19 protein-coding genes and 2 tRNA genes are annotated in these 20,340 nt (G+C 59.8%); 4 read left to right on the top strand and 17 right to left on the bottom strand.

Annotated elements, in window-relative coordinates:
- Positions 1–95: 95 nt before the first annotated feature.
- Both Q7W83_RS06155 and Q7W83_RS06160 read right to left on the bottom strand, forming a co-directional pair.
- A tRNA-Met gene (locus Q7W83_RS06155) sits at positions 96–172 on the bottom strand.
- A gap of 323 nt (positions 173–495) precedes the next feature.
- A tRNA-Met gene (locus Q7W83_RS06160) sits at positions 496–572 on the bottom strand.
- A 301-nt stretch (positions 573–873) separates the two neighbouring features.
- Here Q7W83_RS06160 and dinB point away from each other — a divergent pair.
- Positions 874–1,935 carry a DNA polymerase IV gene (dinB, locus tag Q7W83_RS06165; RefSeq protein ID WP_150630751.1) on the top strand — a complete coding sequence of 354 codons (1,062 nt, stop codon included), beginning with the start codon at positions 874–876 and terminating at the stop codon, positions 1,933–1,935.
- A gap of 141 nt (positions 1,936–2,076) precedes the next feature.
- On the opposite strand, the gene Q7W83_RS06170 is transcribed toward dinB, so the two are convergent.
- The 4 genes from Q7W83_RS06170 to Q7W83_RS06185 all read right to left on the bottom strand — a co-directional run bounded on the left by Q7W83_RS06170 (position 2,077) and on the right by Q7W83_RS06185 (position 6,856).
- The gene (locus tag Q7W83_RS06170) at positions 2,077–3,030 is read right to left on the bottom strand and encodes a hypothetical protein (RefSeq protein WP_150630750.1); all 954 of its coding nucleotides are present in this window, start codon (positions 3,028–3,030) and stop codon (positions 2,077–2,079) included.
- A gap of 17 nt (positions 3,031–3,047) precedes the next feature.
- On the bottom strand, positions 3,048–4,763 hold the full coding sequence (locus tag Q7W83_RS06175) for a proline--tRNA ligase (protein WP_473655798.1): 1,716 nt from the start codon (positions 4,761–4,763) through the stop codon (positions 3,048–3,050).
- 130 nt (positions 4,764–4,893) lie between these two features.
- Entirely contained in the window at positions 4,894–6,459 is a 1,566-nt protein-coding gene (locus Q7W83_RS06180) for an AmpG family muropeptide MFS transporter (RefSeq protein WP_150630748.1), read from the bottom strand.
- A 43-nt stretch (positions 6,460–6,502) separates the two neighbouring features.
- Entirely contained in the window at positions 6,503–6,856 is a 354-nt protein-coding gene (locus Q7W83_RS06185) for an MGMT family protein (protein ID WP_150630747.1), read from the bottom strand.
- 252 nt (positions 6,857–7,108) lie between these two features.
- Here Q7W83_RS06185 and Q7W83_RS06190 point away from each other — a divergent pair, with 252 nt between their 5' ends.
- Positions 7,109–8,116: a DUF481 domain-containing protein gene (locus Q7W83_RS06190; RefSeq protein ID WP_150653714.1), complete on the top strand. Its 1,008-nt coding sequence runs from the start codon at positions 7,109–7,111 to the stop codon at positions 8,114–8,116.
- 110 nt (positions 8,117–8,226) lie between these two features.
- Here the strand turns inward: Q7W83_RS06190 and Q7W83_RS06195 are convergent, their stop codons facing one another.
- Entirely contained in the window at positions 8,227–8,436 is a 210-nt protein-coding gene (locus Q7W83_RS06195) for a cold-shock protein (protein WP_002554837.1), read from the bottom strand.
- A 354-nt stretch (positions 8,437–8,790) separates the two neighbouring features.
- On the opposite strand from Q7W83_RS06195, the gene dcd reads away from it, so the two are divergent.
- Positions 8,791–9,357, top strand: coding sequence for a dCTP deaminase (gene dcd, locus Q7W83_RS06200; RefSeq protein ID WP_007904652.1), 567 nt, complete (start codon positions 8,791–8,793; stop codon positions 9,355–9,357).
- Between the two features lie 107 nt (positions 9,358–9,464).
- On the top strand, positions 9,465–9,674 hold the full coding sequence (locus Q7W83_RS06205; RefSeq protein WP_017336784.1) for a hypothetical protein: 210 nt from the start codon (positions 9,465–9,467) through the stop codon (positions 9,672–9,674).
- 26 nt (positions 9,675–9,700) lie between these two features.
- Here the strand turns inward: Q7W83_RS06205 and pdeM are convergent, their stop codons facing one another.
- From pdeM to Q7W83_RS06255, 10 genes are all read right to left on the bottom strand, one after another.
- Positions 9,701–10,357 carry a ligase-associated DNA damage response endonuclease PdeM gene (gene pdeM / locus Q7W83_RS06210; RefSeq protein WP_473655799.1) on the bottom strand — a complete coding sequence of 219 codons (657 nt, stop codon included), beginning with the start codon at positions 10,355–10,357 and terminating at the stop codon, positions 9,701–9,703.
- Positions 10,357–12,834: a ligase-associated DNA damage response DEXH box helicase gene (locus Q7W83_RS06215; RefSeq protein WP_458377813.1), complete on the bottom strand. Its 2,478-nt coding sequence runs from the start codon at positions 12,832–12,834 to the stop codon at positions 10,357–10,359. Before Q7W83_RS06215 ends, pdeM begins: the two co-directional genes overlap by 1 nt.
- Positions 12,835–12,944: 110 nt before the next feature.
- Positions 12,945–13,709 carry an ABC transporter ATP-binding protein gene (locus tag Q7W83_RS06220; RefSeq protein WP_150639900.1) on the bottom strand — a complete coding sequence of 255 codons (765 nt, stop codon included), beginning with the start codon at positions 13,707–13,709 and terminating at the stop codon, positions 12,945–12,947.
- Positions 13,710–13,722: 13 nt separating this feature from the next.
- On the bottom strand, positions 13,723–14,841 hold the full coding sequence (locus Q7W83_RS06225) for a succinylglutamate desuccinylase/aspartoacylase family protein (protein ID WP_150631020.1): 1,119 nt from the start codon (positions 14,839–14,841) through the stop codon (positions 13,723–13,725).
- A gap of 12 nt (positions 14,842–14,853) precedes the next feature.
- Complete coding sequence (locus tag Q7W83_RS06230) at positions 14,854–15,564, bottom strand: ABC transporter permease (RefSeq protein ID WP_150631019.1); 711 nt, start codon at positions 15,562–15,564, stop codon at positions 14,854–14,856.
- Complete coding sequence (locus Q7W83_RS06235; RefSeq protein WP_150631018.1) at positions 15,561–16,289, bottom strand: ABC transporter permease; 729 nt, start codon at positions 16,287–16,289, stop codon at positions 15,561–15,563. Before Q7W83_RS06235 ends, Q7W83_RS06230 begins: the two co-directional genes overlap by 4 nt.
- A gap of 56 nt (positions 16,290–16,345) precedes the next feature.
- A complete protein-coding gene (locus Q7W83_RS06240) occupies positions 16,346–17,128 on the bottom strand; it encodes a transporter substrate-binding domain-containing protein (RefSeq protein WP_017336791.1) in 783 nt (260 codons plus the stop codon).
- A gap of 146 nt (positions 17,129–17,274) precedes the next feature.
- On the bottom strand, positions 17,275–17,412 hold the full coding sequence (locus Q7W83_RS06245; protein ID WP_191623665.1) for a hypothetical protein: 138 nt from the start codon (positions 17,410–17,412) through the stop codon (positions 17,275–17,277).
- Positions 17,413–17,435: 23 nt separating this feature from the next.
- Entirely contained in the window at positions 17,436–19,124 is a 1,689-nt protein-coding gene (locus Q7W83_RS06250) for an ATP-dependent DNA ligase (RefSeq protein ID WP_473655800.1), read from the bottom strand.
- Positions 19,121–20,155, bottom strand: a complete 1,035-nt coding sequence (locus Q7W83_RS06255; protein ID WP_150631016.1) for a ligase-associated DNA damage response exonuclease — start codon at positions 20,153–20,155, stop codon at positions 19,121–19,123. Before Q7W83_RS06255 ends, Q7W83_RS06250 begins: the two co-directional genes overlap by 4 nt.
- Positions 20,156–20,340: the final 185 nt, after the last annotated feature.

Here is a 20,340-nt window from a genome sequence, read left to right on the forward strand (position 1 = left end):
TACGCTTCCCTACACAGTGACAGGTCATTGTTGCGAAAGGACTTTTTCAACAGATACAAAAAAGGCCACTCTTTCGAGTAGCCTTTTTTGATGTTTGGTTGCGGGAGCCGGATTTGAACCGACGACCTTCGGGTTATGAGCCCGACGAGCTACCAGACTGCTCCATCCCGCGTCTGTGTGGCGGCATTCTATAGAGATACGCCTGTGTGTCAACCGTTAATCCGGAACCGGGTCAAATAAGCGTAAATAAGCGGCGAACGGTCGCAGGGGAGACCTAACTTCTGGAATCAGAACGGTTTCTCATTCCTGGGGGAAAAACAGATACCTGAGCGAGTTTGCTCCGGGCGGCGTTCCGACGGTGGTCGTGAACGAAAACGCGTAAAACCAGATACCCCGTGGTGGCCTTGAGGTTTTCGCGAGCAAGCTCGCTCCTGCAGTGGGTGTTTTCGGCACGCACAAAAAAGGCCACTCTTTCGAGTAGCCTTTTTTGATGTTTGGTTGCGGGAGCCGGATTTGAACCGACGACCTTCGGGTTATGAGCCCGACGAGCTACCAGACTGCTCCATCCCGCGTCTGTGTGTCGGCATTCTACAGAGGATCGCTGGGCTGTCAACCTTAAATCCGGATAAAACCTGTTCTGGTTCAATCGCTTAGCTTTGATTGAGGGCGATGTGATCGGCTGTGAGTCAGGCGTGGCAAGGCTTGCAGCTCTATTGGGGGCGGTCAGTCGATTGAAAAAATAAATTCCTTCGCGACTTTTCCTACCGGTGGGAAAGAACATTCAGACTACTGGTGCTATATACAGGTGTCAGTGAGATACTGCCGATCCGGCCTGCCATGTCTCCTTTTCTTTGTCATGAACACCGCTTTCATATGACCCAGCGAAAAATCATCCACGTCGATTGTGACTGTTTCTACGCCGCCATCGAGATGCGTGACGACCCGCGCCTGGCCGGAAAACCACTGGCGGTGGGCGGTTCGGCGGATCGGCGCGGGGTGATCGCCACCTGTAACTATGAGGCGAGGGCGTATGGTGTGCGTTCTGCGATGTCGTCCGGACATGCCTTGAAGTTGTGCCCCGACCTGACCATCGTCAAGCCGCGCATGGACGCCTATCGAGAAGCCTCGAAGGAAATTCACACGATCTTTCGCGATTACACCGACCTGATCGAGCCGCTTTCCCTCGATGAGGCCTACCTCGATGTGTCTGACAGCGCACACTTCGGCGGCAGCGCCACGCGAATTGCCCAGGACATCCGCCGACGGGTGTCCAATCAGTTGCATATCACGGTCTCGGCCGGCGTGGCGCCGAACAAGTTCCTGGCCAAGATTGCCAGTGACTGGAAAAAGCCCAATGGTTTGTTCGTCATTACCCCGGATCAGGTCGAGGATTTCGTCAGCGGTTTGCCCGTGAGCAAGCTGCACGGCGTGGGCAAAGTGACCGCCGACAAACTGGGCAGGCTCGGCATTGTCGATTGCTCGCATTTGCGAGAATGGGACAAGTTGGCGCTCGTGCGTGAATTCGGCAGTTTTGGCGAGCGACTTTGGAGCCTGGCCCGTGGGATTGATGACCGGTTGGTACACAACGACAGTCGGCGGCAATCGATCAGTGTCGAAAACACGTATGACGTGGACCTGCCGGATCTGGTGAGCTGCCTGGATAAATTGCCGGAGTTGCTGGAAACCCTGGCGGGCCGCATGGCGCGGATCGACGACAGTTATCGGCCAGGCAAGCCGTTCGTCAAAGTGAAATTCCATGACTTCACCCAGACCACGCTGGAACAGGCCGGGGCAGGGCGGGATCTGGGGAGTTATCAGCTGTTACTGACCCAGGCGTTCAATCGCGGCGGGAAGCCGGTGCGGTTGTTGGGGATTGGGGTGCGGTTGGAGGATTTGCGGGGCGGGTTTGAGCAGATGGAGTTGTTTGAGCGGTAGGGGCAGAGTTTTGATGCCGTTGTGACTGTCAGGCCGCCATCGCGGGCAAGCCCGCTCCCACAGGGATTTGAAGGGATCACAAATAATGTGTTCACAGCAGATACCTGTGGGAGCGGGCTTGCCCGCGATGCTTTTCAGGCTTTAATTCGGTCCCGGATCCGCCACCAATCGCCCGGCGTCCTTGGTCAACGACTTGAGGAATTCGGTCTGCAGCTCAGGATCGTTGCGAGTCAGCTCGATCAGGCTTTGTTCCAACTCACTGGCTTCTTCTTCCAGACCCAGCTCCGACAGACGCTTGACCCGGTGTACCCACTGGCTCACTTCGTCGTCTTCGAGGTCGTCGTAAATCAGCCCGTGGGCTTCAAGCAGTTTGCCGCGCAACGAGCTGCTGACGGCCAGGGTCGAGTCGGTGTGCACATCGTCCTGAGCATCTTCGACCTTGATCAGCAGCCGACTCAGGTGATTGATGTCATGTTCGGCGAACGGGCTGTCGAGCAGATTCAGGCGCAAGACACCGTTTTTGTCGGTGCTCAGCTCGAACGTTTCCTTGCCAGCCTTGACCTCCACCGGACGCTCGCTCCAGGGCAGGCTCGAGTATTCCGTGCGCTTGTCGAGCTGGACTTCGTCGATGCCGGCGAGGTTCTGTTGCGCACGACCGTGAGAGGGCGCGTTCATGAACGGGTTGAGCCCGGCGAAACCGTAGCTGAACCAGTCCTTGGTCACGCTATCCGGCAGGTTGCCGAGGGCGAACACGTTGACCACGTTCGCGCCGACACCCGCCACCACGGCCACCGCGCCCAGCGGGATCTCGTAGACCTCCCGCCAGGGTTGGTAAGGCGTGTAACGATCGTAATGCCGCGTGACTTCGAACTCAGTGACCTCGAAGGTCTTCTGCTCGTGGATCTTCACACGACGTTGCGGCAGCTCAAGCACCTTGGGCTCACCGACATCGATCTGCAGGCTGTGATCGAGCAATTTGCGCTCGACGCGCTCCTCGTGCTCGCTGCGTTGCGACATGTGATTGGCGCAGCCGCTGACCAGCAGGGTGCCGCACAGGGCGGCACCACCGAGGCCTAAGGTGTTTCGCTTGAACATGACTTCTCTATCTGGTGTCAGCGGCGGATACGGGCCTGGAGGAAGGACAGCACGTCAGCGACCGGCAGCGCTTGCGCCTCGGACTCGGTGCGGCTCTTGTATTCCAGATTGCCTTCGGCGAGGCCGCGGTCACTGACCACGATCCGGTGAGGAATGCCGATCAGCTCCATGTCCGCGAACTTGATGCCCGGGCTGGTTTTCTTGTCGCGATCGTCCAGCAGCACTTCGAAGCCGGCCGCAGTCAGTTCTGCGTACAGCTTGTCAGTGGCTTCGCGAACCAGATCGGTTTCGTAGCGCAGTGGCACCAGGGCGATCTGGAACGGTGCCAGGGTGTCACTCCAGATGATCCCTTTCTCGTCGCTGTTCTGCTCGATGGCGGCTGCAACCACGCGGGAAACGCCGATGCCGTAGCAGCCCATTTCCAGGGTCACCGGCTTGCCGTTCTCGCCCAGCACTTCGCACTTCATCGCTTTGCTGTACTTGTTGCCTAGCTGGAAGATGTGCCCGACTTCGATGCCGCGCTTGATTTCCAGGGTGCCTTTGCCGTCCGGGCTAGGGTCGCCAGCCACGACGTTGCGCAGGTCGGCAACGGTCGGAACCGGCAGGTCACGCTCCCAGTTCACGCCGAAGTAGTGTTTGTCGTCGATGTTGGCACCGATACCGAAGTCGCTCATCAGCTCGACGGAACGGTCGATGATGATCGGCAGTGGCAGGTTCAGCGGGCCGAGGGAACCGGCACCGGCGCCAATGGCGTCGCGCAACTCGCTTTCGGATGCCATGACCAGTGGACTGGCAACGCCTGGCTGGTTGGCGGCCTTGATTTCGTTCAGCTCGTGGTCGCCACGGATGATCAGGGCAATCAGTTTGCCCTGCTCTTCAGCGTGAACCACCAGGGTCTTGATGGTCTTCTCGATCGGCAGGTTGAAGCCTTCGACCAGTTGCGCGATGGTCTTGGCGTTCGGTGTGTCGACCAGGCGCAGCTCTTCAGTCGGTGCAGGGCGGGAAGTTTCGCGCGGCACGGCTTCGGCCTTCTCGATGTTCGCGGCGTAGTCGGAACCGTTGCTGAAGACGATGTCGTCTTCGCCGGATTCGGCCAGAACGTGGAACTCGTGGGAGCCGGCGCCGCCGATGGAACCGTTGTCGGCTTCAACAGGGCGGAATTTCAGGCCCAGGCGGGTGAACACGTTGCAGTACGCCTGGTGCATGCGGTCATAGGTGACCTGCAGCGAAGGCTGGTCAGCGTGGAACGAGTAGGCGTCCTTCATGATGAATTCGCGGCCGCGCATCAAACCGAAGCGTGGGCGGATTTCGTCACGGAATTTGGTCTGGATCTGATACAGGTTGATCGGCAGCTGCTTATAGCTGCTCAACTCGTTACGCATCAGGTCGGTGATCACTTCTTCGTGGGTCGGGCCGGCGCAGAAGTCGCGACCGTGGCGATCCTTGAAGCGCAGCAATTCAGGGCCGTATTCTTCCCAGCGACCGGATTCCTGCCACAGCTCAGCCGGTTGAGTACTCGGCATCAACACTTCGAGAGAGCCCGCGGCGTTCATTTCTTCACGAACGACGGCTTCGACCTTGCGCATTACTCGCAAGCCCATCGGCAGCCAGGTGTACAGGCCTGAGGCGAGTTTGCGGATCATGCCGGCGCGCAGCATCAGCTGATGGCTGATGACGACCGCGTCGGAAGGCGTTTCTTTCTGTGTGGCGAGCAAAAATTGACTGGTGCGCATGGTTGGCCGTTGTCGGTTGCTGATGACGAGAAATGACGGAGCATTGTACGGGCGAGATCTGCTGGCGTACAGGCGCGCGGTCGGTGGTGTGGCAGGAGGGCGGGATTCGCCGCGCCCTCTGCGAAACTTCCTACGATTCTTCCGCGACCTGGGTCGGAGTCGGGGTCGGTTCCGGCGTCGGTTTCGGACCTTCGCGACGGTTCTCCTGGAACCAGTGCAGGGCGATCAACAGCAGCGTCGGAACGCCCAGCAACGCGGTGATCAGGAAGAAGTTGTGATAACCGAATTTTTCCACCATGACCCCTGAATACCCACCAATAAGGCGCGGGAGCAGGAGCATGATCGAGCTGAGCAGCGCGTACTGGGTTGCGGAGAACTTGAGGTTGGTCAGGCTCGACAAATAGGCGACGAAGGCCGACGTCGCCAGGCCTGAGCTGAAGTTATCCAGGGAGATGGTGCCTATCAGCATGTTCAGGTTGGCGCCCATGTCGGCGAGCATCAGGAACAGCAAGTTAGTGCCGGCCGACATAATACCGCCGATGAACAGGATCGGCAGGATGCCGAAACGCACGATCAGCAGGCCGCCCATGCCGGCGCCGACCAGCGTCATGATCAGGCCGAAGATCTTGCTGACGCTGGCAATCTGATCCTTGGTGAAGCCTTGGTCGATATAGAACACGTTGGCCATCACGCCCATCACCGTATCCGACATCCGGTACGTGGCGATCAGCCCGAGCAGCAGCAGCGCTTGCCAGCGGTAACGCAATATGAAGTCGTTGATCGGGGTCAGCACCGGCGCCAGGCCACGACGGCCCATGGCCGACAGGCACAGCGCGGTGAGCGAGGTGTAGAGGATCGCCCGCAGGAATGCGCGGTCTTCCAGCAGCAGATCGAGCAGGCTCACGCCGTCAAACAACACGCTGGCGAAGTCGGTGTTGTAGAGCTGGGTGAACATGGCCGGCACGGAAACCAGCAGCACGATCAGCACGAACACCGAGGCCAGCTGATGCGCAAAACTGTAGCGCCCGGCCTGCAGTTGCGTGCGCAACGGCACCGGTGGTTCGCGCATGAAGAAAGAGGTGAGCAGCGCCGGAACCATCAGGGCGCCGAACAGCAGGTAAGTGCCGGCCCATGCCGAATGCTTATAGTTGAAGCCGGTGGAGCCAAAACCTTCGGCGAAGAACAGGGCGCCGGCGGTGGCCAGCAGCGCCGCGATCCGATAGCCGGACATGTAGCTGGCGGCCAGGGCAGCCTGGCGGCTGTCGTCGGCGATTTCCAGGCGATAGGCGTCGACCGCGATGTCTTGCGTCGCCGAGGCGAAGGCAACGACGACGGCGATGGCAATCAGCCAGGACAGGTGTTTTTGCGGGTCGCAGAAACCCATCCCGATCAGGCCGAGGATCACCAGTGCCTGGGAAAGCACCAGCCACGAGCGACGGCGACCGAGCTTGCCGAGCAATGGCAGGCGCCATTGGTCCAGCAACGGTGACCAGACCCATTTAAAGGCGTAGGCCAGACCGATCAAGCTTGCATAGCCAATGGTTTCGCGAGCCACACCGGCTTCACGCAGCCAGACCGAAAGTGTCGAAAACACCAGCATGTAGGGCAGGCCGGCGGCGAAACCAAGCAACAACAGCACAAGTGTCGATGGGCTGGCATAGGCGGCGAGCGCGGCGCGCCAGGTTTTACGGGGCATGGGCTGAAGTCTGCCTCAAGATTACGGAAACAAAGCGCGCACTCTAACCGCTGTGCTCTACCGGGCGCCAGCCATGGCGCTGAATATCAACACGATTGTTCAGGACACTGATGCCTTCGCAGCGTAATCGCGCACGCTGCTCATCCCCCGAAGGGCTGCCTGCCGGCAGGCTGATCCGACCACCGGCACCGAGTACGCGGTGCCAAGGCAGTTTGGTGTCACCGGGCAACTGGCTCAGGGTACGACCGACCCAGCGTGCCGCGCGGCCGAGTCCTGCCAGCTCGGCAAGCTGACCATAACTCACCACTTTGCCCTCGGGCACCTGCGCCAGGGTCAGGTAGAGCGCCGTGCGTCGGATTTGCGCGGCGCTTTCTGTTTCGATGGTTGGGTCGGTCACGGCCGGGGTCCTGTAGGAGCGAGCTTGCTCGCGATGAGCGTCAACGATGACGCGAACTGTCTGGAGTAACGCGTCTGTTTCGAGTTTATCGCGAGCAGGCTCGCTCCTGCAGTGGGTTACCGTCTGTAGGGTAAATCCTCGATCAGTAACTGAGAAATGAACTCAATAGAAATAGTCGGGTCAGTCCTTGTCAGGGCCTTATTCCTACCGATAATGCCGACTTTTTTCGCAAACTTGAGCCTGTATTTGCTTATGGTGTCCAGAACCCTGCTGTGCCTCGCTGTCCTGAGTGCATCCACGCCCTTGCTCGCCGACACCGTCTGGTTAAAGAACGGTGACAAGCTGAGCGGCAAGATCACGCTGTTCGACGGCGGCAAACTGTTGATCCAGACCGAATACGCCGGTGCGGTTCCGATCGACTGGAAACAGGTCAAAACCCTGGAGAGCGATCAGGAGTTGCTGGTCAAACAGGAAGCCTACAGAGGCGAGAAAGCCAAGTCGTTGCACGCGGCGGATGACGGCAAGGTGACGCTGGAAAACGGCGAGGCGCCGAAGACGGTCGAACTGGCGAGTATCCAGCAGATTCTCAAACCCAAGCCGGTCGTCGAAGATCTGGTCTGGAAAGGGAATATCGATGCGGCGCTGGATTACCAGCGCGCGGAAAAGGACACCGATGACTACGACGTCGACTTCAAGACCACTGCACGCCATGGCAGATGGCGGCACATCGCGGAAGGCGAATACAACCGTGAATTCCAGGATGACGTGGTCACCAGCGACAACTGGCGGGGCGAGTACTCCCTCGACCGCTTCCTGACCGAGAAATGGTTCTGGCAGGGCCGCGCTGTCTATAAGCGTGACAAGGTTGAAGAACTCTCTCGTCAGCGCACCGTCGGTACCGGTCCGGGTTACCAGTTCTGGGATGACGAGCTAGGCGCATTCTCGCTGGGCTCGCTGGTCAACCGAACGGATTACCAATTCGACGATGGCAGCAAGGAAAACTTCTATTCCCTGGCGATGAAGTGGGATTACAACCGCTACTTGATCGGCAAGAAGGTGGAGTTCTTCACCAATGGCGAAGTGGGTAAGCCGTTGTCGGGCGTGGCGGATTATGCGCTCGATGCGGAAATGGGCTTGCGCTACAAAGTGACTGAGTGGGCGTCGCTAAACCTGAAGGCTGAGCGAGACATCATCAGCGGTACTGACGATGCCGATCTGGACAAGACCCGCTACACCGCAGGATTCGGTGTGGCCTGGTAAGACGCAAAAAATCGCAGCCCGTGGGCTGCGATTTTTTTTGCCTGCAAAACACACAGACACAAAAAAGCCCCGCTTTTGAGGGCGGGGCCTTTTACTAAAGCAAGTACAAGTTAGATAACTTGAACTTCTTCAGCTTGCATGCCTTTCTGACCGCGGGTAGCGATGAAAGAAACCTGTTGGCCTTCTTTCAGGCTTTTGAAGCCGTCGGATTGGATAGCTTTGAAGTGAACGAACAGGTCGTCACCGGATTGTGGAGTGATGAAGCCGAAGCCTTTTTCATCGTTGAACCACTTAACGGTACCAGTTTGGCGATTAGACATGGTGTAACTCCTTGAACAAAGATAACTGCGACGCAGGAAGAACCCTGGCCGAGACTGAGTGCAAAGAGCAGGAAAAATTCTTGTAGATGGTTGGATCGAAATTCAACATATCGTGTAGAGATTCTCAGTGACACAAGCAGCACAGTGGCGCCACCTTAACCCTTTTTCCGGGACGTGCCAATGCTTCCTGCGAAGGTTTCTCTGTTTTCGTGACTGACGGTGCATGGTATTGCGGTGAAACGCCGGAATTTATGGGGGATCGGCGCGAATTGCGCCACGGTCTTTGAACCCTAAGCGCGCGCCCGGTAAGATGCCGGACAGATTTTTTCCACCTCGCTATTCAGGACACACGCCATGAGCATCAAATCGGACAAGTGGATTCGCCGCATGGCGCAAGAGCACGGCATGATCGAACCGTTCGTCGAGCGCCAGGTGCGCGGCAGCGACGATAGCCGTGTGATCTCCTACGGCGTGTCGAGCTACGGCTATGACGTTCGTTGCACTAATCATTTCAAAGTGTTCACCAACATCAACTCGGCAATCGTCGATCCGAAAAATTTCGATGCCGGCAGCTTCGTCGACATCCATAGCGACGTCTGCATCATCCCGCCGAACTCTTTCGCCCTGGCCAGTACCGTCGAGTACTTCCGTATTCCGCGCAACGTATTGACCATCTGCCTGGGCAAAAGCACCTACGCCCGCTGCGGCATCATCGTCAACGTCACCCCGCTTGAGCCTGAGTGGGAGGGTCACGTGACCCTGGAATTCTCGAACACCACCAACTTGCCGGCGAAAATCTACGCCAACGAAGGCGTGGCGCAGATGCTTTTCCTTGAATCCGACGAAGAGTGCGAAGTGTCCTACAAGGACCGTGGCGGCAAGTACCAGGGCCAGCGCGGCGTGACCCTGCCACGCACCTGATCGATTCATCTGGCATGTGGCGGGAATTCCTGAGCGGGTAGACACTCTATTGGGGTGTACTGCCCGGTTTGCGTACAGCGGACGGGGCCAATGCTCAGGAGTGCTCTATGAAGATCGATCCGCGAATAAGTGCCGAACTGGCAAGGCTTGAGCCCAATCAGGTTGGCGTTTTGGCCTGGTCCTTGTTGGCACATCCGCCAATCAGCATGGCAGGGGGCATCCCCGGTCAGCCTGATCCCGATACGCCCAACGAACAACCCACCGAACCCGGTGAGCCGACCCTGCCGGATGAGCCGCCTCCCGCTCCGGTTGCGTGATTTTCAGGTTTTGGACGAATGGCCAGTCAGCCGACTGGCCATATTTCGTTGTCGCCTATGACAAAAATCCTGCAGATATCATCCCGTTCTACCGGGTACCCACCGGTAAACGCACCGAAAGCCGGTAGCAGGCTGATGCGCTCTCCCAGTCTGAAACACGCCAGTCGCAAGCGTTGCCGACCTCTGCCGTTCAGCCGATAAACCGGATGCACATGTCCGGCGAGTACATGTCGCTCCGGATGGGGGGCGGGTTCGTGCTGCAACGCGAACGGCCCCAAGAGCAGCGGCTCAGGCAACACACGGATGTTTAACGACGCGGGCGGATCCCCGGCGCGTTGGTCGTGGTTGCCGCGAATCAGGGTCATCGACAGATCAGGGTGCCGAGCCCGCCAGTCAGCCAGTGCCTTCAACGTCGGGGGTGCATGGGAACCAGGCCCGTGAAGGAAGTCCCCGAGGAAAATCAGTTGGCGACAGGGCAGCGCCGCCAGCAAGCCATCCAGCACGGAGATGTTCCGGGACGTAGTGCCTCTCGGGACCGGCTGACCAAGCCTGCGATACGCCGCCGCTTTGCCAAAATGCACGTCGGCGATCAACAAGGCGTGTTGCGCCGGCCAGTAAATGGCTTTTTCCGGCAGCAGCCACAATTCTTCGCCGGCCAATCGCACGGGATAGGGCGCGCTCATCAGGCTTTCCCGGTTTCGGCGGTTTTCTCGAGGTCGCCGACCATGCGTCTGATACGGTCCGCGAGTTTTTCCGAACTCATGCTTTCGCGCATGCGTTCCGCCAGCAGAGGGAAGCCGAGGGGCGTAGGACGTTTGACCCGATGCAGGTCGAGTCTGAGCTGACTGATGCGCGCCAACATCTGTTCCATGCGTTGAATATCCAGTTCCTCTCGTAAGACTTCTTCCCCAGCCTGGGCCAGCAACAGATTCTCCGCGTCGTACTGTTTAAACACTTCAAAAAACAACCCGCTCGAGGCTTGAACCTGACGAGTACTTTTAGGCGCACCGGGATAACCGGCAAACACCAGCCCGGCAATTCGCGCGATTTCCCGAAAGCGCCGCAGCGCAAGCTCTCCGGCATTCAGACTGGCGAGTATGTCCCGCAGCAAATGTTCAGCACTCAACAAATCTGGGTTCAACACCTGTAGCCAATCCACTTCAGTGGGGCTGAGCAACTCCAGCCCGTAATCGTTGACCGCAATGGAAAACGTCACCGCCTGTTGTTGACTGACCCGCCACGCCAGCAAGCTCGCCAATCCCAAGTGCACCTGGCGGCCGGCGAAGGGGTAGAGGAACAGATGCCAGCCTTCACGGGATTTCAACGCTTCGGCCAGCAGGGTTTCCGAGGTCGGCAGTCCGGACCAGCGTTGCTGGACTTCCAGCAATGGACGTAGCGCCCGCATTTCCGGGCCGATGAATTCGCCCTGCGCGGCGGCACTGAAACGCGCGACCACCGCTTGGGCGAGTTCGTTGGAAAGGGGCATCCGCCCGCCATTCCAGCGCGGCACGGCGGCTTTTTTCGCGGTGCTGCGTTTGACATAAGCAGTCATGTTTTCCACCCGAACCAATTCCAGCAAACGGCCGGCAAACAGAAATCCGTCGCCGGGTTTGAGCCGCGCGATAAAACCCTCTTCAACGCTGCCCAACTGCTTTCCACTGCCGCCCTTGCTCCAGAACTTCAGCTGAATGCTCGCGTCGCTGACGATGGTCCCGATGCTCATGCGATGGCGGCGGGCCAATCGCGCATCCGGTACGCGCCAGATACCCTGTTCATCCGGTTCAACCCGGCGGTAATCCGGGTAAGCAGTCAGGGAAAGCCCACCGTGACGTACGAATGCCAGCGCCCAGGTCCAATCGGCCACTGTGAGGTCGCGATAAGCCCAGGCGCCGCGTACTTCTTCGTACAACTCGTCAGGAATAAACCCACCGCCCAACGCCATGCTGACCAGATGCTGCACCAGCACATCCAGCGGTTTATTCGGCGATTCACGGGGTTCGATCCGGCGTTGCGCCACGGCGTCCCGGGCTGCGGCGGCTTCGATCAGTTCCAGGCTGTGCGTCGGCACCAGCGTTACCCGCGAGACGCGTCCCGGCGCGTGACCGGAACGCCCCGCCCGCTGCATCAGGCGCGCCACGCCTTTGGCCGAGCCAATTTGCAGCACCCGCTCCACCGGCAGAAAGTCCACGCCCAGGTCCAGGCTGGAGGTGCAGACCACCGCTTTGAGTTGACCGTCCTTGAGGGCGCGCTCGACCCAATCGCGGGTGTCGCGTGACAGCGAGCTGTGATGCAAGGCAATCAAGCCGGCCCAGTCAGGGCGTGCTTCCAGCAGCGCCTGATACCAGATTTCGGACTGGGCACGGGTGTTGGTGAAGACCAGGCTTGCGGGGCTGGCATCCAGTTCTGCGACCACCTGCGGCAACATTTTCAAACCGATGTGCCCGGCCCATGGAAAACGCTCGATGGCGGGCGGTAGCAGCGTGTCGACGCGCAATTCCTTGGTGCGTTGCCCTTGCACACTGACGCCAGCGCCCTGTGGGATTAATACCTGTTCGGCGTGGGCCTGATTACCCAGCGTCGCTGAAACGCCCCACACGATCAGTTCAGGATTCCACCGACGCAGGCGGGCGAGGGCCAGTTGTAGTTGTACGCCGCGCTTATTGCCGAGTAATTCGTGCCACTCGTCGACCACCACCATGCGCAAGGTCGACAGCGCGGTTTGCGCATCGGCCCGGGCGAGCATCAGGGTGAGGCTTTCCGGGGTGGTGATCAGCGTGGTGGGCAGGCGTCGACTCTGCCGCGCGCGTTCGCTGCTGCGGGTGTCGCCGGTGCGCAGGCCGACGCTCCACGGGATCTGCAAGTCGAGCAGCGGTGCCTCCAGTGCACGCGCCGTGTCTGCGGCCAAGGCACGCATAGGCGTGATCCATAGCACGGTCAGCGGTTGGGCCACCGGTTTGCGTTTTTGAGGTTGTTCTACTGAAGAGGCGAAGCGGTTGAGTGCGGCAAACCACACTGCATAGGTTTTACCGGCACCGGTACTCGCGTGCAGCAACCCGGACTGTCCTTGCTTGACGGCCGCCCACACCTGTTTCTGAAAGGCGAACGGTTGCCAACCGCGAGCGGTGAACCAGTACTTTGCGAAGTCGGGGGAGGTTCCCATGCCGGCGGTGTGCGCTCTGAAAGTGTTCTTTCAGTGACCGCGACAAACTGTGAAAGGTTTAATGACGAAATGCGGTCCTGCAGGAGCAGGCAAGCCGACTCCTGCAGGGGTTACTTGAGATTGCCGCTGAGGAACTGCTTCAACCGCTCGCTCTTCGGATTGCCCAGCACGTCTTCCGGCGCACCTTCTTCCTCGACCAGGCCCTGGTGCAGAAACAGCACCTGGCTCGACACTTTGCGGGCGAAGCTCATTTCGTGGGTGACCATGATCATGGTCCGGCCTTCTTCGGCCAGCCCCTGAATCACCCTGAGCACTTCACCCACCAGCTCCGGGTCGAGTGCCGAGGTCGGTTCGTCGAACAGCATGACTTCCGGCTCCATGGCCAACGCTCGGGCAATGGCCACCCGTTGCTGCTGCCCCCCGGAAAGAAACGCCGGGTACTGGTCCGCCACGCGTGCAGCCAGGCCGACCTTGTCGAGATAACGGCGTGCGCGGTCTTCGGCTTCCTGCTTGCTGCAACCCAGCACCCGGCGCGGCGCCATGGTGATGTTTTCCAGCACGGTCATGTGGCTCCACAGGTTGAAGTGCTGAAACACCATGGCCAGGCGGGTGCGGATCTTTTGCAGTTCATCGGCGTCGGCCACGTGCATGCCATGGCGATCCTTGATCATGCGGATGTTCTGACCGTCCAGGGTCATGGCGCCGTCGTTGGGTTGTTCGAGAAAGTTGATGCAGCGCAGGAAGGTACTTTTGCCCGAGCCGCTGGCGCCGATCAGGCTGATGACGTCGCCGGTGTTGGCCTTGAGTGACACGCCTTTGAGCACATGATGATCGCCATAGCTTTTATGCAGGCCTTCGATGGTCAGTTTGTACATGGGGCATGCATCCTCAAGGCGAAAGTAGGTAACCGCTGCGATAGGCTTCGGTGCCCGCGACGTGGGCGATCACCATGCCGGCAGTGGCCATGCGCCGCAGCGAACGGGCGTACATCAGCCCGGCGACGGTGCAGTGAACGGGGGTGACGAGATCGTTGACCGGATCGATGATTTCGGCAATCAGTTGCCCGGCTTCCAGGTATTCCCCCGGCAGCGCGGTGAACACCAGCAAACCGCCCACGGGCGTGGCCACCGGTTCGACGGCGGCCAGCGGCGTGGCGGGATACGGCAGTTCCGGCAGTGGCGCCGGTTCGCCGGCAATCGCGCCGAAATGAATCAGGTAATCGAGCAACGCCTGGCAGTCGAGGCTGGCCAACGGGTGATTGACGTCGCCCTGGCCGCGCAATTCGACGGTGACCGAGAAGCTGCCGAGCGGAATGGCGAAGTGTTCGCCGAAGCGCTCTTTCAACTGCCACCAGAGCAGGGTGAAGCACTCGTCGAACGACTGACCGCCGGAATCGGTGGCCAGCAGGCTGGCTTCGGCACCGATGTAACGGGCCAGCGGCTCGACCTGTGGCCAGGCCTCGGGCGTGGTGTAGAGGTGCGCGACTGCTTCGAAATCGCAATGCAGGTCCAGCACCATGTCGGCATCACAGGCCAGTCGTTGCAGGACAAGACGCTGGGATTGCAGTTGAGTGCTGGCAGTCTGTCGCGCCAATGCATGACGCAGGCTGCTGCGGATCAGTTCGAGGTTGCGCTGCGGATCGTCGCCGAGCAGGCCTTCGATCTCATTGCCAACCTCTTCGCTCAAATCGACGAACCAGCGGTTGAAGTTCTGCCCGCTTTCGAGCTCGTAGCGGCCCAGCGGCACATCCATCAGCACTTGTTCGAGGCCGACCGGGTTGGCAACCGGCACCAGCACGATTTCGCTGCGCAGGTGGCCGGCGGCTTCGAGCTCCGCCAGGCGCTGCTTGAGGTGCCAGGCGACCAGCATGCCGGGCATTTCATCGGCGTGCAGGGACGCCTGGATGTAGATCTTGCCTTGGGCCGTCGTCGGGCCGAAGTGGAAACTGTGAATCTGTCGTGCGGTCCCCGGCAGTGGGGCCAACAGGTCATGTATCTGGTGGCGCATGTGCGAAAAGTCCTAGTGGGTCGGCCCGAGGAACGCCAGCCATCGGCGTTCGGCGAGGCGGAACAGGCCGACCAGCGCAAAGGTAACGGTCAGGTAGATCAACGCGGCGATGCCGAACGACTGGAAGGTCATGAAGGTCGCCGAGTTGGCGTCCCGCGCGACTTTAAGGATGTCCGGGATGGTTGCGGTGAACGCCACGGTGGTCGAGTGCAGCATCAGGATCACTTCGTTGCTGTAATACGGCAACGAGCGACGGAGCGCGGAGGGCATGATCACGTAGGCATACAGCTTCCAGCCGGTCAGGCCGTAGGCCTTGGCCGCTTCGACTTCACCGTGGGCCATGCTGCGGATCGCCCCGGCGAAAATCTCCGTGGTGTAGGCGCAGGTGTTCAGGGCGAAGGCGAGGATGGTGCAGTTCATCGCGTCGCGAAAGAACGCATCGAGTATCGGCTGCTCGCGCACGGCGGCCAGGCTGTAGATCCCGGTGTAGCAAATCAGCAGCTGGATATACAGCGGCGTCCCACGGAACAGGTAAGTGTAGAACTGCACTGGCCAGCGAATGTAGAAATGCGGCGACACCCGGGCGATGGACAGCGGGATCGACACCAGGAAACCGATGAAGATCGACGCACTGAGCAGCCACAAGGTCATGGCCAGGCCGGTGATGTTGTAACCGTCGGTATAGAGGAAAGGTTTCCAGTATTCCTGCAGGAGTTCGATCATCGTACGGCCTCCCGGGAGCCGGCGGCGTAGCGGCGTTCAAGCCAGCGCAGGATGAAGTTGGAAGCACTGGTGATCAGCAGGTAAATCAGCGCGGCCAGCACCAGGAAATAGAACAGTTGATAGCTGCTTTTACCGGCGTCCTGGGCAGCCTTGACCAGGTCGGCGAGGCCGATGATCGATACCAGCGCGGTGGCCTTGAGCATCACCATCCAGTTGTTACCGATGCCCGGCAGGGCGAAACGCATCATCTGCGGGAACACCACGATCCAGAACCGCTGGCCACGCTTGAGGCCATAGGCGGTGGCCGCTTCAACCTGGCCCCGTGGCACCGCGAGAATCGCGCCACGGAAGGTTTCGGTGAAGTACGCGCCATAAATGAAGCCCAGGGTGATGACCCCGGCGCTGAACGGGTTGATCTCGATGTATTCCCATTCCATGAAATCGGTGAACGACGTCAGCCAGGTTTGCAGGCTGTAGAAAATCAGCAGCATCAGCACCAGGTCCGGCACGCCGCGAATCAGCGTGGTGTAGATCTGCGCCGGGACGCGCACCAGTTTGACTTTTGACAGTTTGGCACTGGCGCCGAGCAGGCCGAGCAACACGGCCACCAGCAGCGACAACGCCGATAATTTGATGGTCATCCAGGTGCCTTCCATCAGCAACGGACCGAAGCCCTTGAGGCTGAAGGCAGAGAGCCCCAGATTTTGTAAGAGGTTTTCGAACATAAATCAGCAACCTGATCGGATGAAAAAAGCGCCCATCGCGAGATGGGCGCCGGGCATTATTTGCCGCTGTACAGATTCAGATCGCCAAAGTGTTTCTTCTGAATGGTGGCGTAGGTGCCATCGTCGTGTAACGCTTTGATACCTTTATCCAAAAGTGCCTTGAGGTCTTTGTTACCTTTAGAGATACCGATAGCTGTTTTGGCTGGCAGCAATTCGCTGTCCACCGGCTTGCTGACTTCGTAGCCTTCGCCTTTAGGCGACTTCAAAAAGCCCAGTTCGGCTTGCAGCATGTCCTGGATGGCCGCGTCGAGGCGACCGGACATCAGGTCCGAATACACCTGATCCTGGTTCTGATAGGCCTGGGTTTTCACGCCAGCCTTGTCCAGCACGGCCTTGGCGTAGGCTTCCTGAATGGTGCCTTGCTCATAGCCAACGGTCTTGCCTTTCAGCGAAGCAACGTCTTCGCTCAGACCGGAACCTTTCTTGAACACGTAAGCGGTTGGGCCGGAGAACAGCTCGCTGGAGAAGTCGATGACTTTTTCGCGGGCCGGGGTGACGGTCATCGAAGAGATTACGCCGTCGAATTTATTGGCCTTGAGGCCTGGAATCATGCCGTCGAAATCGCTCTCGACCCATTTGCACTTGACCTTCAGCTCGGCGCAGATCGCGTTCCCCAGATCGATGTCGAAGCCCACCAGGCTACCGTCGGCCGCTTTCGACTCGAACGGTGCATAGGACGGGTCAACACCAAAACGCAGTTCTTTGTATTCCTTGGCCAGCGCGGAGCCGGCAGCCATGCACAACGCCAGTGCAGAAAGGGTCAGCAATGCTTTTTTCATTATTCAATCCCTAAGAACCAATATGAGCGCTTGTGGCGCAGAATTATTGTTACTGGAAAGCGTAAGACCTAATGAAAGTAGCAATTTCCGAACCAGAGTGCCGAACAAGCGTTTAAAAGGTGATTCAGGAAATGGCTGGGCGGGATTTATGCACGGAAACGGGCGCCGGTAAATGGCTGCACCAAATTTGCACAGATGAGCCTGCTTTTTGCAGGAGCTGGCTTGCTGGCGATCAGACCGACGCGGTGCTTCAGCGTGACCGCGTAATCGTTCATCGCCAGCAAGCCGGCTCCTACAGGAGCGCGCATTAGCCGAGCAAATCCTGCAGGGTCGCGAGATGGTCAGCCTGGTCAACTGTCTTGTCCTGCCGCCACCGAAGCATCCGCGGAAACCGCACCGCGATACCGCTCTTGTGCCGCCTGGACAGAGCAATCCCCTCAAATCCCAATTCAAATACCAGGCTCGGTTTCACGCTGCTGACGGGGCCGAATTTCTCCACCGTGGTCTTGCGCACGATGCTGTCGACCTGGCGCATTTCCTCATCGGTGAGCCCCGAATACGCTTTGGTGAACGGCACCAGCGTGCGTTCGCTCGCGTCTGGCGGGCCGTCCCACACGGCGAAGGTGTAATCGCTGTAGAGACTGGCCCGACGGCCATGCCCGCGTTGCGCGTAGATCAGCACTGCGTCGACGCTGAACGGGTCGACTTTCCACTTCCACCAGACGCCCATGTCCTTGGTGCGGCCGACGCCATACAACGCGTCCCGAGCCTTGAGCATCATGCCCTCGACGCCCAGGCTGCGGGAGGCTTGGCGTTGGCGGGCGAGGTCGAACCAGTCTTCGCCGGTTAGCACGGGGGAGGGCAGTAGCACCGGGTTGTTGCAGTGAGCGATGACGCGTTCCAGTTGTTCGCGGCGCCTGGCCTGAGGCTGGTTGCGCCAGTCTTCGCCCGCCCATTCCAGTAAGTCGTAGGCGAGTACGACCACCGGCACTTCATCGAGGATTTTCTTGCCCAGGGTTTTACGGCCGATCCGCTGTTGCAGCAGGGCGAACGGTTGCACTGCGGGCGGCGTTGGTGCCTGTGGATCGAAGGCATCTTCGGTGTTCGGTGGTGCGGTTTTCCAGGCAACGATTTCACCGTCGATCACCGTGCCGTCGGGCAGGCCGTGAACCAGGCTGTCGAGTTCGGGAAAACGCTCGGTGATCAATTCTTCGCCGCGCGACCAGATCCAGAGTCGCCCATCGCGCTTGACCACTTGGGCGCGGATGCCGTCCCACTTCCATTCCACCTGCCAGTTGTTCGCGGGGCCGAGCAGGGTTTCGAATTGCTCCACCGGTTGCGACAACGCGTGGGCGAGAAAAAACGGGTACGGCTGACCGCCGCGCTGAGCATGTTCATCCGACGATTCGGCGGCGATCAGCTTGCGGTAGCTGGCCGCGCTCGGGCGATTGGACAGGTCGGTATAACCCACGAGCCGCTGGGCCACGCGTTTGCTGTCGAGCTGCGCCATGGCCGCCAGGGCGCGGGTCACCAGCAATTTGGAGACGCCGACGCGGAAACTGCCGGTGATCAGTTTGATGCAGAGCATCAGGCTGGGGCGGTCCAGTTGCGACCAGAGTCTGGGCAAATGTTCGGCCAGTACTTCGGGAGATTCGCCGCGCAACGGCAGCAGTTTGTCTTCAATCCACACCGCCAACCCGTCGGTGGAGCTGTGAGGCGCTTCGGGCAGTACCAGCGAGATGGTTTCCGCCAGATCGCCGACCGCCTGATAACTCTCCTCGAACAACCACGGCGACAGGCCGGAATACGCCACGGCGAGTTCACGCAGGATGCGCACCGGCACCAGTTGGCGAGGACGCCCGCCGGACAGAAAGTACACCGCCCATGCGGCGTCTTCCGGCGCGGCCTGGGCGAAGTAATGTTGCATGGCCGCCAATTTGGCGTTGCTCGAGGTCGTGGCATCGAGTTCGGCGTACAACTCGGCGAAGGCCTTCATGGCAGTACCTCGGCGCGCTCGGGTTCGGTGGTCGCGATGTCTTCTTCATCGTCGCCGTACTCGGTGGTGAACCCTTGGGCGTCGAGACCTTGTTCGCGCAGATGGCGCACCAGGACCGCCACGGAACCGTGGGTGACCATGACGCGCTCGGCACCCGTCTGCTCGATGGCCCAGAGCAGGCCCGGCCAGTCGGCGTGGTCCGACAACACAAAACCACGGTCCACTCCCCGTCGCCGACGCGTGCCGCGCAAGCGCATCCAGCCGCTGGCGAAGCCATCGCTGTATTCGCCAAAGCGGCGCATCCAGGTGCTGCCACCCGCCGATGGCGGGGCCAGGACCAGCGCCTTGCGCATCATCGGGTCGCTCTTTTTGACGTCGCCGGCATAGATCGTCGGCGGCAGATAAACGCCGCTCTCGCGATACACCCGGTTCAGCGGCTCTACGGCGCCGTGCACCAGAATGGGGCCCAGGCTGGCGTCGATACCGTGGAGAATCCGCTGCGCCTTGCCGAAGGAATAGCAGAACAGCACGCTGGTTTTGTCTTCGGCGGCGTTGGTTTGCCACCACTGATTGATCTCGGCAAACACCTGCGCCTGGGGTTGCCAGCGATAGATCGGCAGGCCGAAGGTCGATTCGGTGATGAAGGTGTGGCAGCGCACCGGCTCGAAGGGCGCACAGGTGCCGTCGGGCTCGATTTTGTAATCCCCGGAAGCGACCCAGACTTCGCCGCCGTATTCCAGGCGCACCTGTGCCGAGCCGAGCACATGGCCGGCGGGATGGAAACTCAGGGTGACGCCGTGATGCAGTAACCGTTCGCCATAGGCCAGGGTTTGCAGGTTGATGTCCTGACCGAGTCGCGCGCGCAGGATACCTTCGCCGGGCGCGGCCGCCAGATAATGCTGGTTGCCGCCTCGGGCATGATCGCCGTGGGCGTGGGTGATGACCGAACGCTCGACCGGCCGCCACGGGTCGATATAGAAATCGCCGGCGGGGCAGTACAAACCTTCGGGACGCGCGATAACAAGATCCATGTTGTTACCAAAATGGAGGGACTTGTTAGCTATGAGGTTTGGGGGAGGGCAGAAGTTCTATCGATATTCAGCGGTATTGGTGAATACCAATGTGGGAGCGAGCTTGCTCGCGATAACGGTGTGTCAGTTCCATTAATGGTGGCTGACAGGGCCTCATCGCGAGCAAGCTCGCTCCCACAGAGATC

This window comes from Pseudomonas sp. 300 (assembly GCF_055803035.1).